The sequence below is a fragment of the Helicobacter trogontum genome (assembly GCF_000765905.2).
GTDB classification, from domain to species: Bacteria; Campylobacterota; Campylobacteria; order Campylobacterales; family Helicobacteraceae; genus Helicobacter_A; species Helicobacter_A trogontum.
In genome coordinates this window covers 20,546-37,663 of sequence record NZ_JRPL02000007.1, presented here as the reverse complement: position 1 = coordinate 37,663, position 17,118 = coordinate 20,546, and the positions used below count along the sequence as shown (strand labels likewise).

Here is a 17,118-nt window from a genome sequence, read left to right as displayed (position 1 = left end):
ATATATATACTCACTATCAAAGCAGTATTGTAATAACTTGATATACTCATGTCTGCTTTAAGCCACAATAGCAATTACATTGGTGCTTTCGTAATATATATTTGTGTATTTTTGATAAAATACAAGCCTTTTTAATTATGTAATTTTTGGTAGTCAAAAGGCAAAACATGGGACAAAATGATAAGATTACAATCACAGGTGCAAAAGAAAATAATCTCAAGAATATAAACCTCTCTATTCCAAAAAATCAATTAGTCGTTTTTACGGGCGTAAGCGGAAGCGGTAAAAGCACGCTTGCATTTGACACCCTATATGCAGAAGGACAAAGACGATATATAGAATCTCTTTCAAGCTATGTACGACAATTCCTTGATAAAGTTGGCAAACCAAATGTAGAAAAAATAGATGGATTAACCCCTGCTATTGCGATCGATCAAAAAACGACTTCAAAAAATCCACGTTCAACGGTTGGAACTATTACAGAAATTTATGATTATTTACGACTTTTGTATGCTAGAGTTGGCATACAACATTGTCATTTATGTGGAGAAAAAATTAGCTCCATGTCATCAACAGATATTATTAATGAAGTTTTAAAGCTACCAAAGGATTCAAAGCTTATTATTTATGCTCCAATTGTTAAAGAAAAAAAGGGGAGTTTTCAAGATAAATTAGAATCATTAAGGGCAAAAGGCTATGTAAGAGCAAAGATTAATGGTGTAATGACGCGACTTGATTCTGAAATTACACTAGCAAAGACAAAAAAACACAGCATTAGTATTGTTATGGATAGAGTAGTATTAAACGAAGAGAGTCATGCAAGGATTGCCTATGCTATAGAATCTGGTTTAAAAGAATCCTATGGTGAAATCGAAGTTGAGATTCTAAATGAACAAAAAGAGCACAATGAAACAATCCACTTTAGCGAACATTTAGCATGTTTTCAATGTAAGGTAAGCTTTGAAGAACTAGAGCCTGTAAGTTTTTCTTTCAATTCACCAAAAGGTGCATGTAAAGAATGTGGTGGTTTGGGTGTAAAATATGCTCTTGATGTAAATAGTATTATTACGCAGCATGAGCCATTAAATAAAGGTGGTATAAAATTTATTTTTGGCTTCAATAAAAGTTATTATTATGCACTTTTTGAGGGTTTTTGTAATACATATGAAATAGAATCGAGTAGCACCTTTGCTGAACTCCCTAAGGATAAACAAAATGCACTCTTATATGGTAGCACAAAAGACATCATGATAACTTGGAAAAATAGCACAATAAAACAGACTTGGCGGGGTGTTATGCAAATAGCCCTTGATGTGCTAAAAGATGATGCAACAGATTATATGGTAGAAAAAACTTGTAGCGGCTGCAATGGCAATAGACTTAATCCACAATCTTTAAGTGTAAAGGTAGCAGATAAAAGCATTGCAGAAGTAATTAATATGCCAATTGAACATTGTTATCATTTTTTTGATACAAAAGAGAATTTTTCCTATCTCAGCACACAACAAAAACAAATTTCAGATTCTATATTAAAGGAGATAAGAGAAAGGCTCTTCTTTCTTTATGATGTTGGTTTAGGTTATCTCACCCTACATCGCGATGCACGAAGTATTAGCGGTGGAGAGAGCCAACGGATACGCATTGCAAGTCAGATTGGTAGCGGATTGACTGGCGTTATGTATGTGCTTGATGAGCCAAGCATAGGATTGCATGAGAGAGACACGCTAAAGCTTATCAAAACACTAAAGTCATTGCAAGAAAAAGGTAATAGCGTCATTGTTGTGGAGCATGATAAAGAAACGATTATGCGGGCAGATTTTATAGTAGATATTGGACCTGGTGCTGGGATATATGGTGGTGAAGTAGTCTTTAGCGGTAAAGTCAAAGATCTACTTAAAAGCAAAACACTATCAGCACAATATCTAAATGGCACAAAAAAAATCGACTACAAATACGAGAGAAAACAAGAAAAATGGTTAAGCATGAGCAATGTTACATTGCATAATCTCCGTAATGTAAGTGTAAAGATTCCATTGGCTAACTTTGTGTGTGTAACAGGTGTGAGCGGTAGCGGTAAAAGCTCACTGATATTGCAGACTCTTTTACCCACTGCACAAGAGTTACTTAATCATTCAAAGCGTATCCAAGCAAATAGCGGCGTAATGATTGAGGGTTTAGAGAATCTTGATAAAGTAATTTATCTTGACCAAAGCCCAATAGGTAGAACTCCTCGTAGTAACCCAAGCACTTATACTGGACTCATGGATGATATTCGCCATCTTTTTGCAGAAACAAAGGAAGCAAAAATACGCGGCTATAGCGTTGGACGTTTCAGTTTTAACGTCAAAGGTGGTAGATGCGAAAAATGTCAGGGTGAGGGTGAAATAAAGATTGAGATGCATTTTTTACCTGATGTGATGGTGCAGTGCGATGTATGCAAGGGTGCAAAATATAACCCTCAAACTTTAGAGATCACCTATAATCATAAAAATATAGCAGAAGTGCTTGCCATGAGTGTCGATGAAGCATGCAACTTTTTTAGCAAGATTCCAAAGATTTTTAATCGACTTAAAACTTTGCAGGCAGTAGGGTTAGGTTATATTACACTTGGACAAAGCTCTCTTACGCTTAGTGGTGGAGAAGCACAAAGAATTAAACTTAGCAAAGAATTAAGTCGTAAAGACACAGGTAAAACGCTCTATATCTTAGATGAACCAACAACAGGATTACACTTTGCTGATGTAGATAAACTTACAGGAGTGCTTCATCATCTCGTTAGCCTTGGTAATTCTGTTGTTGTGATTGAACATAACCTAGATGTAATTAAAAATGCAGACTACATTATTGACATAGGACCAGATGGTGGTAGTGGTGGCGGTAAGATTGTAGATTGCGGTAGTGTGGCTGATATCATAAAAAATAAAGATAAGAGTGGAAGTTATACAGCACAATTTTTAGCAAATGAGGTTTTGTGATATAGATATATAGAATCATACAAAAATAGTTATTATCTTCCAAAGGGTATCAAGTAAGTGTTTTTTATTACTGCACATTTGTAAAATCCAAAAAACGCCTTTTAGCATTAACAAACATACCCTAAAGCTACAAGGCGTTAAATGTATTAAGCCTTAACATACATATATCACAACAAAAGCAACAATCACACGCAACATTTAAGCTTAAGCATTTGATACAAATAGAAATAACATAGTAAGCAAATCTTACATACTCACAACACATAACACCTTAAAGGAATTCACAAAAAGCAAAAGCCTTTAAAACATACTTTACTAAATGTTTTTTGTGTATAGTTTGTAAGAAGTATCAAAGAAACCTAAAACACATCACAAGCTAAAAACCTTGCAAAATATGCTTAATTTGGTGCGTGTTGTATTGGTAAGGCTTTCTAGTAAAAACTATCCTTTTGTATGAAGAATGATAAGGGGTTTGTTTGATTTGAAAACTATATTAAACTAGCTTTATGTGGTTGTTCCTCCTTAGCTAAGGGTGAATCTGAAGCTAAACCTATATATAACCGCTATAACCATACTTATGATTTTATATCGTGATTGCTTTGTGGGATTATTCCTTCCTATATGTAAAGATATATATCACCTTAAAAGATCATTGAAACGCAAGACAAACAGCAACCCTTAACCTTCAAAAAAGATTGAACGATAAAGTAATATTTAGTTAAACAAGCCCTTCTCTCTTTCATCAAGATACAAATCATTTGCTTCTATAATATCACCTTCACTTAAGATACATGAACGCTCAACAACACTTAAAAGCTCTCGTATGTTGCCAGGCCATGCGTATGCCAACATTTTGTCTTGTGCACTCTTACTAAAAGTTTTTTGCTTGAAACCATAATGTGCACAAACCTCTTGGATATGGCTTGTGGCAAGTGGCAGAATCTCTTCTGTGCGTTCTTTTAAAGGTGGTATCTTAATAGGCACTGTTTGCAACCTAAAGAAAAGATCTTCTCTAAACTCTTGATTAGCAATTTTTTCTTGTATATTTGCATTTGTAGCAGCAATAAATCGTACATCAATCTTTATTGGTTTTGCACTCCCCAAACGCATAATTTCTTTTTCTTGCAAAGCACGAAGCAGTTTTGCTTGCAATGCCATTGGCATCTCCCCAATCTCATCTAAAAAGATACTTCCACCTTGTGCAGATTCCAAAAGACCAGGCTTTGGTGCTGTAGCATCTGTGAATGCACCTTTTTCATAACCAAACAATTCAGATTCTAAAAGATTTTCTGGTATCGCAGCCATATTTAATGCAAGAAATGGTGCATCTTTGCGTTTTGAATTTTCATGGATAAAACGTGCAAAAACTTCTTTACCTACACCACTTGCACCAAGCAATAAGACACTAGCATCTGTTGGGGCAGCACGAAGTGCTAGGGTTTTTGCTTCTTCAAGCTTCTTGGAGCTTGATCCAAAGAGTTTTTCTTTGCTTAATGTCTTTTTTGGACTCTGTTGTGTTTGCTGATGGGTTTTATTGAATTCAACAACCTTTTTTGTGCGATAAATAGCTTCAAGCAGCTCTTGTGGTTCAAATGGTTTTTGAAAAAAGTCTTTGACACCAATACGAATAGATTCTATAGCTTTATTCAGTGTAGCATTACCAGTAATAACAATAGCTTCATATCGTCCATTTAATTTATTAAGAAACTCTAATCCATCCATTTGTGGCATGTTAATATCTGTAATCACTAAATCAAAGCTATCATCAAGGGATTTTAGTGCATCTTTTGGATTTTTAAAGCTTACAATATTGAGGTCTTTATAGTCTGAAAAAAAGAATTCAAGGCTTTTTCGCATATTAATGTCATCTTCAACAATGGCTATTTTCATGATATTCCTTTTCAATGTTTTTTATTTGGTGGATTAAAGACTTGCAAAGTCAGTATACCTCCATGAAAATCCACAAGCACATAAGAACGCACACTTGTAATCGTTTTGGTGCGAGACTCTAGATTCAAAGCGGTATTCGTATCATCAAGATATGCTTGATTGAGCATAAGGCATTCTAATACTTCTGCTTTATATTCTTGGAGTAAATTATACAATAAATATTGCGTTTGTTTTCTGATACTTGCTTGCATTTCTGCTTTTGTGTAGTGATTATAATGCGTGATGGGGAGTGAATGCTCTTTTGTATTTATCTCACAAGTGCGTGATGGTGTCTTCATGCGTTGTAATCCTAACATATGTAATGGCACAGAGATTTTATAATCTTCACCATAAGGTATTTCATCAACGATTTTAAAAAAATATTGCATAATAAACTCATGCTGCTCTGTTTGCGCTATGCTATCTTGATATGTGCTGTATTCTGGTTTAATCTTTAGCGTGCTATCTTTTTGTATTTCTTTTTGTGCCTCGTTTTGTTTGTAATAGATCAAATCAGTTTGTGCAGGATTACCATGGAATTCCTTACGCATTAAATCCATTTGATCTTGCTGCATTTGCAATAGGCTTGGATCTTTTGGCAATGGAGCTTCTTTTAGACTATCTGTTGGCAATGAGTTGTATAGTGAATCTTGTGTATTCAATATTTCTTGGCTAGGATTATTTTGCATGAGCGTGCTTGTATCTGCATGGAGTGGAGCACAAAAACACAAAAAGCAATAGGGTATGATATATATATAGAACCTTGTGCTACAGGATAGCATAATGTTTCCTTAATCATAAGATTTAACATTCTAAACATAATGTATATGGTATATTATGATATATATTGGTATATATCGGTATATATTGGATATGGTATATATGATACAACAAATTTCAATAAAGAAGACTATGATTATTATCTTGTGTATGGGAAAATGAAATATTGAATCAAAAGTTAATATTGTAGTTTTGAGTAAGTTAGAAACCTCTTAGGGCAAGATGTATAAAATATCTCATAGTTTTCCTTTAAATGTAGTATATCTATCGAGTTATAATATGTGCTATCCTACAAAAAACAAATCAAGTTATTTTGCGTAATCCCATATTTTAGGGTTTTTTGGGGCATAAAAGTTATTTTATATATTTTAAAGGCATGGTAAAGCTTAGTGAGAATCTATATAAAAGCTTATAAAAGATTCTAAGATGAAGAAAAATATTTACTCAATTTTGTCGCTGCAAATCATACTTAACCCAGTAGCGAGTAATACAGTTGCTAACATGCAATTTGCAGTGTAAGTCAAAGCTTATATACCAAAACATATATCATTAAGTATAATTTCAATGCAATGCAATCCACTTTTCAGCAATACGCACAGCATTTGTCGCAGCACCAACACGCACTTGATCAGCCACGCAAAATAAATGCAAAATGCGTTTGTCATAATTATCTTCGCGTATTCTACCAACAAAAGTTTCATCTGTATCTGTGGCAATAAGTGGCATAGGATATTCATTACTATTTGGATTATCTATCACAACTACGCTTTCTGCGCTTCTTAGAATCTCTCTTGCTTTATCTGCACTCACTTCATTTTTAAAGCGAATACTCAAAGTTTCACTATGACTACGCAAAATTGGCACTCGAACGCAAGTCGCAGAAATCTCAAATGCAGCATGCATAATTTTTTGACTTTCATTGATCATTTTCATTTCTTCCTTTGTAAAGCCATTATCAAGAAATGTATCAATATGAGGGATAAGGTTTAGAGCAATTCTGTGTTGAAAAGCTTTTGGGATAACAGAATCAAGCTCAAATGCAAAGAACTTTTGCATTTGCATAATAAGCTCTTCCATACCCTTTTTACCCGCACCACTCACCGCCTGATAAGTGCTAACATCGACCCGTTCAATACCAAATGCTTTATGCAAAGGAGCTAATACATGCACCATTTGTATAGTGGAGCAATTAGGGTTTGCAATAATTGTAGAATCTTTTTTAATATCTTCTGGATTTACTTCGGGCACAACAAGAGGAATGGAATCTTGCATACGGAAAAAGCTTGTATTATCAATCACAACCGCCCCAGCTTTTACTGCACTTGGAGCAAATCTTTCACTCACGCTTCCACCTGCACTAAAAAATGCAATCTCAACTCCCTCATCTTTAAATACAGAATCTGTTGTCTCCAAAACCTTGATTTTTTTATCTTTAAATTCTATCGTATCTCCAGCACTACGTGCACTAGCAAGTGGGACAAGCTTTTTTACTGGAAAATCCCTCTCATCTAAAATCCGCAACAACTCCTCACCAACTGCACCTGTAACACCTACAATACCTACTACAAATTCTTTTTTTGACATGTTTATCCTTTATGTGTATTACTATGTTTTATAAATTCTATAATTATAACCATAAATAAAGTAATATGTAAAACCATGTAAATATAATTATTTTATCAAGTCATTACAAAATATACAATAGGAACTTATATAATAGTTCATTTCATTATATTTACATGCTCATAAAAAATACTTTAGATATCATTAATCATTCTATAAAAGAGATTCTTAATTAATTTTTCTATACGTTTATAATCGTAGCAAATATAGATCTATGCAATCACTTTGTGCGAATACAATACAGAAACAAATAACATCAGATTAGATAAATATTATTTTAATCATATGCGGTTAGCTTCCATGTCACTCTACATTTCACACGATATTGTTTCTATAGCTTTTCTATAATCCATATATACAAAACTCTGAAAAACACATATTCAAATGAGTATCTTTATTTATTCTCGCCTAAAACAAGTACAGATTCTATCAACCCATCAATATCACCATCTAAAACCCCATCTGTGTTGCTTGTAGCATAATTACTTCTTAAATCTTTTACCTGCTGATAGGGTGCTAAAACATAACTGCGGATTTGATGTCCCCAGCCTATCTCACTTTTTTCAGTATTTGTTATCCCTTCATTTTGCTTTAAACGTTCTAGCTCATAAAGCTTACTTTGCAACATTTTCATTGCTGTGGCTTTATTTTTATGCTGGCTTCTATCATTTTGACACTGGACAACTATGCCCGTTGGAAAATGTGTAATGCGAATAGCAGATTCTGTCTTATTGACATGCTGCCCCCCTGCACCACTTGCACGATAAGTATCAATACGAATATCTTTATCCAAAATTTCAATATCAATATCCTCACTTAGTTCGGGGCTTACTTGCACACTAGCAAAGCTTGTATGTCGCTTAGCATTAGCATCAAAGGGCGAGATTCTTACAAGTCTATGCACACCATTTTCACTTTTGGCATAACCATAAGCATTCTCACCTTTAACAATAAAAGCCGCCCCTTTAATCCCTGCTTCCTCACCATCTTGATAATCTAGTAATTCCACTTTAAAACCCCGCCTCTCACTCCAACGTAAATACATACGATAAAGCATACTTGCCCAATCTTGGCTTTCTGTCCCACCAGCTCCAGGTTGAATAGTGATAATAGCATTTGAAGAGTCATGTTCCCCGCTCAACATCACCTCAATTTCTACTTTTTGTATATGATTTTGCAAAGACTCTACACCTTCAAAAAGTAATCCCAAAGTGCTCGAATCTCCCTCACTCTCTGCAATTTCAAATAATTCCTTTGCATCATCTAATTCAGCTTGCATCTGTGTGTAGGTGCTCAAAACTCGTTCGCATTTTCGCTTTTCCTTTGCGATTTCACCAGCTTTCTTTGCATCATTCCAAAACTCCTGATGTGATTCTAATTCCATAATTTCATCAAGTCGCTTTTGCAATGCATCTGGATTGAGAATCTTTGCTATATTTTGTGCTTTATTTTGCAGAGTTTTTAACAACTCGCCGTATTCATAAGAATCCATTGTATGCCTTTAAGGTGCTTAATTATGCAGAATAAATGGATTATTATAGCAAAAAATATATAGCATAGGATGGGGATGATACAAAATACATATAACTAAAAACACACGCACCAAATTAATCCACATTTGCAAGGTTTTTAGCTTGTGATGTGCTTTTAGGTTTCTTTGATACCTCTTACAAACTATACACAAAAATATTTTTAGTAAAGCATGTTTTAAAGGCTTTTGCTTTTTGTGAATTCCTTTAAGGTGTTATATGTAGTGAGTATGTAAGATTTGCTTACTATGTTATTTCTATTTGTATCAAATGCTTAAGCTTAAATGTTGCATGTGTTGCATATGATTGTTACTTCTGTAATATATGTATATTGAAAGCTTGGTTTGCAACCATTTAGCAATTGTTTGCCAAATGATTTTGGAAGTTTAATAAGTAATATCTATCACTAGGCTTGAATGAAAGTTGTTGCTGTAAAATTCACCTTTAAGAAAGAAAGACCCCTAATAGACATAAATCTTATCTTAGAGTGTAATCATAAATTTATTTACACATTGCTTTGATACCTAATGCACAAGCTTTTTTATGCGCCTCAACTACTTCTCCATGCGTATCACCATTGATACCAATAAAAATACAAGAACCAGCATGTTTCATGTCACACGCTTTATGTGCATATTCTTTTGACTTTGCTCGATCTCTTTCAAACTCACCAAGTCCCTCAAAATAAACCAAAGCTAATGCAAAGCAATCTAATGCATAATTTGCATTGCAACCTTTGAATGCAAGATCATGTGCCTTTTTAAAAAACATTTCACTTTCACCTACAGGATAATCTGACTGATCTGCAAGAGATGATAAATCAAAACAGCTTTTACTATCATTAAGTGAACAACCTTTTACAAGCATTTGTATAGCTTTTTGTCGATCTCCTCGCGAACCATAACCATAAAAGCGTTCGTGATAAACTTCAGCTAATACAGAACAATCTCTTCCCTTTGAGTGATCACACATTCTTTTTGCCATTTCCTTCCATTCATCAACACGCCATACACCCTCTTTTAGATTATCAAGTGCGTTATAATCCTGAATTCTCTTCATATCTTTTGCTTCCAACATTGGTTTTGGTGCCTCTTGCTTAGCACAACCGATAATAAAATATGAAAAAATAACATACAAAAATACGACTATCACTCGCATTCTAACCCCTTTTATCTGTAGTCAAACTTCGCTAAGTGTAGCATAAAAATATGCAAACTAGGTTAAAGCAAGTTTATATGAAAAAATCTAGCTTAATATGTTTAAAATACAAAATTGTGGGTTCTAAATTTTGTTGTATTTAAATATGCAAAATATTCAAGATAGATTCTTAAGCCATCTCATTCTATTTTTAAAATCAAATTTCTTTCAAAGTGAAAAAATCTAATCTTTGTTATGTAAAAAAGTATGGGTTTGAAAATTATAGAGCACATAAGAATAAAATAAACTATCATATAAAAAGAGATTGAACTTATCGTAAACACTCTTTAAAACTGCAAAAAACACACAAGTTGCAGAGATAAAACACATTAATATAAGAGGCACAAATCTATCTGTAAAATCAAAACAAGTAAAACTCAATTAGTTTCTTAATATCTCCTTGCAATATAAAGGAGTTATAATTATTAGCATAATTTATTCTTATGTAATTATTTCATATACAACCAAGCTCATTGCAACAAAGGAGTAACTCGATGTTATAAAAAAATTTTATCTTGCAATATGAAGATGGGCTGTATAAAGAACTAAATTAAACAAAGAGTTCATATAGACTAGTTATACATCATTAATCACAATAGCAGTCAGACAAAAACTAAATATAAGCATGATTTTATACATAGATTCGAAAAAAACGGATTTTATATGTTGGTAATTTGTAAGATGCATAGTTACTAAAAATCCTATCATCTAGCCTCACAACCAACACATCATGACAACTCCATTGCAATATCTTTGCTATTTGACATCATTCTCTATCTTGCTACACATCAAAGAAAAGTTGTCATTAAGCATAACTTAGCCACCACTCCCTTTGTGATACATAGCCCCAATTAATATTCTAATCAAGAATGCTATTATCTATTATTTGCAATGTCTTGAATTAACACAATATTCAAGCACTAAACTATCCGAGTTTATACTCATTCTCCAAGTATTTTGTATAGATTACAGAATCTTCAAAATCCTTATTATCCATCATTTTAATATGAAATGGGATAGTTGTCTTAATCCCTGCAATTTTAAACTCTTTTAAAGCTCTTTTCATGCGTTTTATAGCCTCTTGCCTCGTTGCACCCCATACAATCAGTTTACCAATCATAGAATCATAAAACATAGGCACGACATAACCCGCATAAGCATGTGTATCAAGTCGTACGTTTGCACCACCTGGAGCAATCCACTCTGTAATTTTTCCTGGACAAGGATAAAATTTCTCTGGATCTTCTGCTGTGATCCTACACTCTATGCTATGTCCTTTAAATGTAATAGAATCTTGGCTAGGAAGTCTCTCGCCTTCTGCTATGCGTATCATCCACTCTACTAGATCAAGTCCACTTACCATTTCGCTCACAGTATGCTCTACTTGCAAACGAGTATTCATTTCCATAAAATAGAAATCCTTATTATTAGAATCTAGAAGAAATTCAAAAGTCCCAGCACCAACATATTTAATATGCTTAGCAGCCTTAATAGCAGTATCAAGCAAGTTTTGCCTAACTTCATCACTCAAAACAACTGCTGGGGTTTCCTCAATAAGCTTTTGCTGTCGTCGTTGCATAGAGCAATCCCTCTCACCAATATGCACAACATTACCATGCTTATCAGCTAGAATTTGCACCTCAATATGCTTTGGCTTATTGATAAACTTTTCCATATAAATCGTACCATCACCAAATGCACTTAATGCTTCACTCTCGGCAGCTAGGTATAAATTCTTTAAGAGCCCTTTATCTGGCACGACACGCATACCTCTACCACCACCGCCAGCAGCTGCCTTAAGTATAACAGGATAACCAATTCTATCAGCTACTTCCAAAGCTTCTTTATAGCTTTTTAAAGCACCATCGCTACCCACAATCACAGGTACGCCCGCCTCTTTCATGCAGTCCTTTGCCTTTGATTTATCACTCATGATCATCATTACTTCTTTACTAGGACCGATAAATTCAATATTATGATGTTCACAAATCTCAACAAAGTTTTGATTTTCGCTCAAAAATCCATATCCTGGAAATATTGCATCCGCTTCAAATAAATCCGCTGCACTCATAATAGCTGGAATATTTAGGTAACTCTCACTACTTTTTTCCCCGCCAATACACACTTTCGCGTCAGCTACTTCAAGATAATGTGTATCCTTATCAGCAATAGAATGGATTGCAATGGCTTGTTTACCCATCTCTTGAATCGTGCGAATAGCACGCAAGGCAATCTCACCGCGATTTGCAATAAGAATGCGTTGTAATTTCTTTTTTACAACACCACTACTTTCATTTATATCTTGTTGCTTACTCTCTGTTGTCTTTGCACCACCCATAAAACACCCCTAGATTCTTTCAACCATAACAAGTTTTGTGCCATATTCAACAGGCTGTGCATCATTTACTTCTATCTCTACGATTTTACAGTCAAATTCCGCTTCAATCTCATTCATAATCTTCATTGCTTCAACAATACCTATTGTCTGCCCTTTTTTAACTGTATCACCCACACTTACATAAGGTGCTGCACCTGGACTTGGTGATCGATAAAATGTGCCCACCATTGGAGAAGTAATAAAATCAGCACTGCTTGCATTAACAGATTTTGGAGCAGACTCTACTGCTTGTATTGCGGGAGCAGTTTCTGTTTTTTGCACAGGCGTAACTTGAGCCACATTATCCACTTTTACTTTTTTACCCTCTTTGTTAAGTTTTAGCAAGAAATTCTCTTGCTCCAAGCGAAGCGAGGCAAGATCTGAATCATTAAAGAGTTGGATGAGTTCCTTTATCTCTGATAACTTCATATGAAATCCTTCGAATGTAAGATATAAAATAATAGCCGCCTATGATAGCATAAACTTGTGAAGTTTTTTGGAATCTTATTTATACTAAAACATTTGGTAACACAATGTTTAGTGTTTGTTATCACTAAAAGCTGCTCTTATCCCCTCTCCAATGAATACAAGCAAAGAAAGCACAATCGACATAACAAGAAACCCTGCTATACCTAAATGCGGTGCTTGTATGTTGTTTTTACCCTGATTAAGCAACTCACCTAAACTTGCACTTCCAAGTGGCATACCAAAGCCTAAGAAATCAAGTGTTGCAAGTGTTGTAATACTGCCAATAGTAATGAATGGTAAATATGTAATAGTTGCAATAAGTGCATTTGGTAAAATATGTATAAACATAATATACATGTCGCTAAAGCCTAGCACTTTTGACACCTTTACATAATCTTGTGTTCTTGCGCGCAAAAACTCTGCACGCACAACGCCAACAATGCTAGTCCAACTAAAAAGCAGCACAATGCCTAAAATAATCCAAAATGTGGGTAATATAAAGCTTGACACAATAATAATCACAAAAAGTGTAGGCATACCACTCCAAATCTCCAAAGCCCTTTGCCCAAATAAATCAATAATCCCTCCATAATATCCTTGCACACCACCAATGATAACACCAACACACACGCTACACACACTTAATATAATCCCAAAAAGTAATGATGTCCGTAGTCCATATAATAATCTCGCACACACATCTCTACCTTGATCATCAGTCCCTAAAATATGATCTTTATTTGGTGGGGTTGGTGGTATACCTTTTAGATTCCAATCAATACTATCAGCAGCATACTCTATCAAAGGATAAAGCACAAAATCATTTGCAAAAAGATTTCGTACAAAAGGATCTTTGTAATCTGGTGTTGTATAAAAATCTCCGCCAAACTCAATCTCACTATAATCAACCAAAACAGGAAAATAAAGTTTGTTATCTTTATAAATCAATAGAGGCTTATCGTTAGCTAAAAATGGTGCAAATAAACTCACAATAAAAATTGCAATAAAACAAAAAAGCGAATATCTCGCACGTTTATGTGCATAAAATGAACGCCAACGCACATACAACAATGATGGTGTTTTACTATCCTGCATAACATACCTTTATCATGAATAAAATTAGAAGTATAACAAATCAAAGAAGGTAAAACAAAACTTTTTTCTACGATATTGCATCGCAGATTTTAGATTCTAAACATACTTGACAGATTGCATAAAATATATGCCATCATTTTGTATGGATTAGAGGCTAGAATATAAAACTTAGAATCTAAAATAATTTTATAAGAAAGCTTTTATATCAAAACTAAACATCAATCTTTATTAGATTTTGCGTTAGATAATATATGCTTTTTATAGTAATCATTAAACCTCATTAAATTAAAAATTATAAACGTCTTTGAACCATAAATAATAAGATATTAATATACTTACTATTTAGTGCAGTATAGTCCAAATATGATTGAACTTATCATTCTTTCATATAACATATAAGACATTCTTTTAGGAAATAAACTACTAATTTTATATTTAATCTTAAAATCCCTGTAACGCATGGCGGATAACTGACTTTTTATATCCTTTTGCTTGAAATTAAGAAAAAATACAATTTAGATAAAGTTCTTTGATTGCAAAATTAAAACACAATATCTTATCATCACAGATTCTATTTTGTTGGATTATATAGCATTAAATCTTTTTTAAAACCTTCGTTTAAGATATCTTTAATTCCAAAATTATTTAGAAAATCTCATATGTTATAAAATCTTACAAGTGTCATATATGCAAGATTGTATCCTTATAACACAAATGTAATAGATATTTCTTTGATAAAAAGCAATGTAAATTACTGATGCTAAATATTAGAGTCTTAAGAATATCTAATTTTATCTTATGAAATTAAAGTTTTAAAATGGTATGATCTAGGATTGGTTTACTTTAATCAATAAAAATGCCAACAGAGAGCTTTAGTGATTCTTGAAGAAAGCAATTATCACAAACTCATAAAACTCCTCAACATGAAGCTTTCAAACTTATTGCAAAATGCCATGGAGTATAAATTTGTACTTATCATTACCAATCAATTTGCACTAAATATTTTCACATTGCAACTTAGAATTTCTTAGTATTTACATCCTTTAAAATATCATTTGCTATTTCATTAACATTCACACTGATTGTCTCGGCTTGTTGAGCAATACTAACATTGTTGTGTGTAGTTGCTTCAAGCTGTGAGAGTGTTGTATTGATTTGGGCTATACCAGAAGTTTGTTCTTTAATAGATTCTGCCATGTCATTAATGCTTTGTGCCAAGATATTTGTATTTGCTTCAATCTCACCTAAAGATTTTTGTGTTCTCTCTGCTAGTTTTCTTACTTCATCAGCTACAACTGCAAAGCCTCTACCATGCTCTCCTGCTCTTGCAGCCTCAATCGCTGCGTTTAGGGCTAACAAATTGATCTGATCTGCAATATCACGGATAATTTCTGCAACATCCTTTATATTTTCGCTTTGAGATATAACCTCACCTGTTTTGCCACTTACATTTTGCATAGATGATGTGATTTCTTCTACTGCTGTAGCAGTTTGCTCAAGGCTTGTTGCTTGCAAGTTGGAAGATTCTGTAAGTTTCAATACAGAATCTTCAAGAATTTTACACTGATCAGCAAGATTCTTCGCAAATTCAGCAGAGGTTGCAAGCATTTCTTTAATTTCTATGCCAAGCGTATTTGCCGCTTTTTCTACCGTACCGCTTGCATTTGCTATCTCAATCGTAAAATCAAGATTTGTATAAGAATCAAAAACTTTTTGAATCTCATTCATATCCTTGCCTATTTTCTCTTCCAACACTGAAAGCATCTGATTGAGCACATTCTTTAACTCTTGGAGTTGTGGATTATGAGAATCTTCAGTGATTCTTGCAGTAAAGTGACCACGCTCTATCTCTTTAGCAGTTTGCACCGCTTCTCTTACAAGTAATGAATCTTTATCTAATCCAATCTGGGTTTTTTGCACATTTTCTGTAAAAACACGTGCCATATTACCAAATTCGTCATTTGCCTTTATGATGAGTGTGCGAGGTTGCTTACCTTCATGATTAATATATTTAAAGAAATCTTCAAGATAATCATTTAAATTACGCAATCTATCAATAATTTGGTATTTTGCAAATAGGCTCAACACAACCAAAAGGATAATCTGCACAACACATGATAAAAGTATAGTTTGTGTCCGCAATGCGTAATAATCAGCTAAAACATCGCTACGAGGTGTTAATGTAACAACATGCCAATGCACATTCTGAAACAATGAAACATTGACATCAGCATGTGCTGCAAATGTTTCTTGCCCACTTGTATCAACCGTTGCCGCTGTTAGTTCCTCATTCTGCATTACACGCGCTACAAGTGGTGCTAAATGTGGTTGCATTTTGGCTAAGTCTTGCAATTTTGCTCCAACAATCTTTGTGTTGTTCGCCGCGATTATTGTGCCATCCTGTATTGCAAGCACCTTTGCTTCATTTGGATATGCACTATTTTTTGTCGCTAATAAATCAGCCGAAATTAAGTCAATATCAATCATACCTCCAAGCACCCCGACAACTTCACCTTCATAATTTAACACAGGGAACACAAATATCATAGTCTTTACTTCTTTGTTATCAACAGAGATTGTTCGCAATGTGCTTAATTGACTCCTCTTTGTAGCTAGTGTCTCTTGTATTACAGGTAGATCAAGTATGGCTTTGTTTGCTTGCAATGCTTTGCCATGCTTATCTGCTATAACCATCATACCTCTATCAACACGAAATTGTGTAGGCAGTGCTGAATAATCTTTATCGTTTAAATATAAAAAACCATACATTGTATCTTTGTTTTCTCGTGTCAAGTCGACAACTTGTTTTACTATTGCTTGATACGAGGAAAGTCTGTTATTTGCAAGATTATGTGTCAATGCGCTGCTATACATATTGAATGAATACAAATTTGAGTTAAGTTCCCTGACAATGTTTCCAGAATTATACTTTGCGGAAAGCAACATGCCATTTTGTGCGTTCTGGATCTCTCTGTGTTTCATTTGAATTAAAATTGCATAACACAAAGCACTGATTGTAATAATGGTGGTCGTTGCAATAACGTATCGTAATTTTGAGCTAAGAGACATACCTTTATGCATACTTAAAAAACTCCTTTGCTATTTATCAAAAATGGCTAATATTATACAAAAAAATGTGCGTTAT

10 protein-coding genes are annotated in these 17,118 nt (G+C 33.9%); 1 reads left to right on the top strand and 9 read right to left on the bottom strand.

Features of this window, described 5'->3' with window-relative positions; all coding sequences use genetic code 11:
- Nucleotides 1-167: 167 nt before the first annotated feature.
- Entirely contained in the window at nucleotides 168-2,975 is a 2,808-nt protein-coding gene (gene uvrA, locus LS81_RS04315; protein WP_034344895.1) for an excinuclease ABC subunit UvrA, read from the top strand.
- Nucleotides 2,976-3,689: 714 nt separating this feature from the next.
- Here the strand turns inward: uvrA and LS81_RS04310 are convergent.
- The 9 genes from LS81_RS04310 to LS81_RS12315 all read right to left on the bottom strand — a co-directional run bounded on the left by LS81_RS04310 (nucleotide 3,690) and on the right by LS81_RS12315 (nucleotide 17,054).
- Nucleotides 3,690-4,865: a sigma-54-dependent transcriptional regulator gene (locus tag LS81_RS04310; RefSeq protein WP_034320187.1), complete on the bottom strand. Its 1,176-nt coding sequence runs from the start codon at nucleotides 4,863-4,865 to the stop codon at nucleotides 3,690-3,692.
- Between the two features lie 11 nt (nucleotides 4,866-4,876).
- Nucleotides 4,877-5,593 (bottom strand): hypothetical protein, encoded by a 717-nt coding sequence (locus LS81_RS04305; protein ID WP_233715900.1) that lies wholly within the window; start codon nucleotides 5,591-5,593, stop codon nucleotides 4,877-4,879.
- 652 nt (nucleotides 5,594-6,245) lie between these two features.
- Nucleotides 6,246-7,268 (bottom strand): aspartate-semialdehyde dehydrogenase, encoded by a 1,023-nt coding sequence (locus LS81_RS04300; protein WP_034344899.1) that lies wholly within the window; start codon nucleotides 7,266-7,268, stop codon nucleotides 6,246-6,248.
- 433 nt (nucleotides 7,269-7,701) lie between these two features.
- The gene (gene prfB / locus LS81_RS04295) at nucleotides 7,702-8,799 is read right to left on the bottom strand and encodes a peptide chain release factor 2 (protein ID WP_034344901.1); all 1,098 of its coding nucleotides are present in this window, start codon (nucleotides 8,797-8,799) and stop codon (nucleotides 7,702-7,704) included.
- A gap of 538 nt (nucleotides 8,800-9,337) precedes the next feature.
- The gene (locus tag LS81_RS04290; RefSeq protein ID WP_034344903.1) at nucleotides 9,338-9,994 is read right to left on the bottom strand and encodes an SEL1-like repeat protein; all 657 of its coding nucleotides are present in this window, start codon (nucleotides 9,992-9,994) and stop codon (nucleotides 9,338-9,340) included.
- A gap of 964 nt (nucleotides 9,995-10,958) precedes the next feature.
- Nucleotides 10,959-12,371, bottom strand: a complete 1,413-nt coding sequence (locus LS81_RS04285) for an acetyl-CoA carboxylase biotin carboxylase subunit (protein WP_052096465.1) — start codon at nucleotides 12,369-12,371, stop codon at nucleotides 10,959-10,961.
- A gap of 9 nt (nucleotides 12,372-12,380) precedes the next feature.
- A complete protein-coding gene (gene accB, locus LS81_RS04280; protein ID WP_034344906.1) occupies nucleotides 12,381-12,839 on the bottom strand; it encodes an acetyl-CoA carboxylase biotin carboxyl carrier protein in 459 nt (152 codons plus the stop codon).
- Nucleotides 12,840-12,947: 108 nt separating this feature from the next.
- A complete protein-coding gene (locus tag LS81_RS04275; protein WP_034344907.1) occupies nucleotides 12,948-13,973 on the bottom strand; it encodes an ABC transporter permease in 1,026 nt (341 codons plus the stop codon).
- A 1,017-nt stretch (nucleotides 13,974-14,990) separates the two neighbouring features.
- On the bottom strand, nucleotides 14,991-17,054 hold the full coding sequence (locus tag LS81_RS12315) for a methyl-accepting chemotaxis protein (RefSeq protein ID WP_034344909.1): 2,064 nt from the start codon (nucleotides 17,052-17,054) through the stop codon (nucleotides 14,991-14,993).
- Nucleotides 17,055-17,118: the final 64 nt, after the last annotated feature.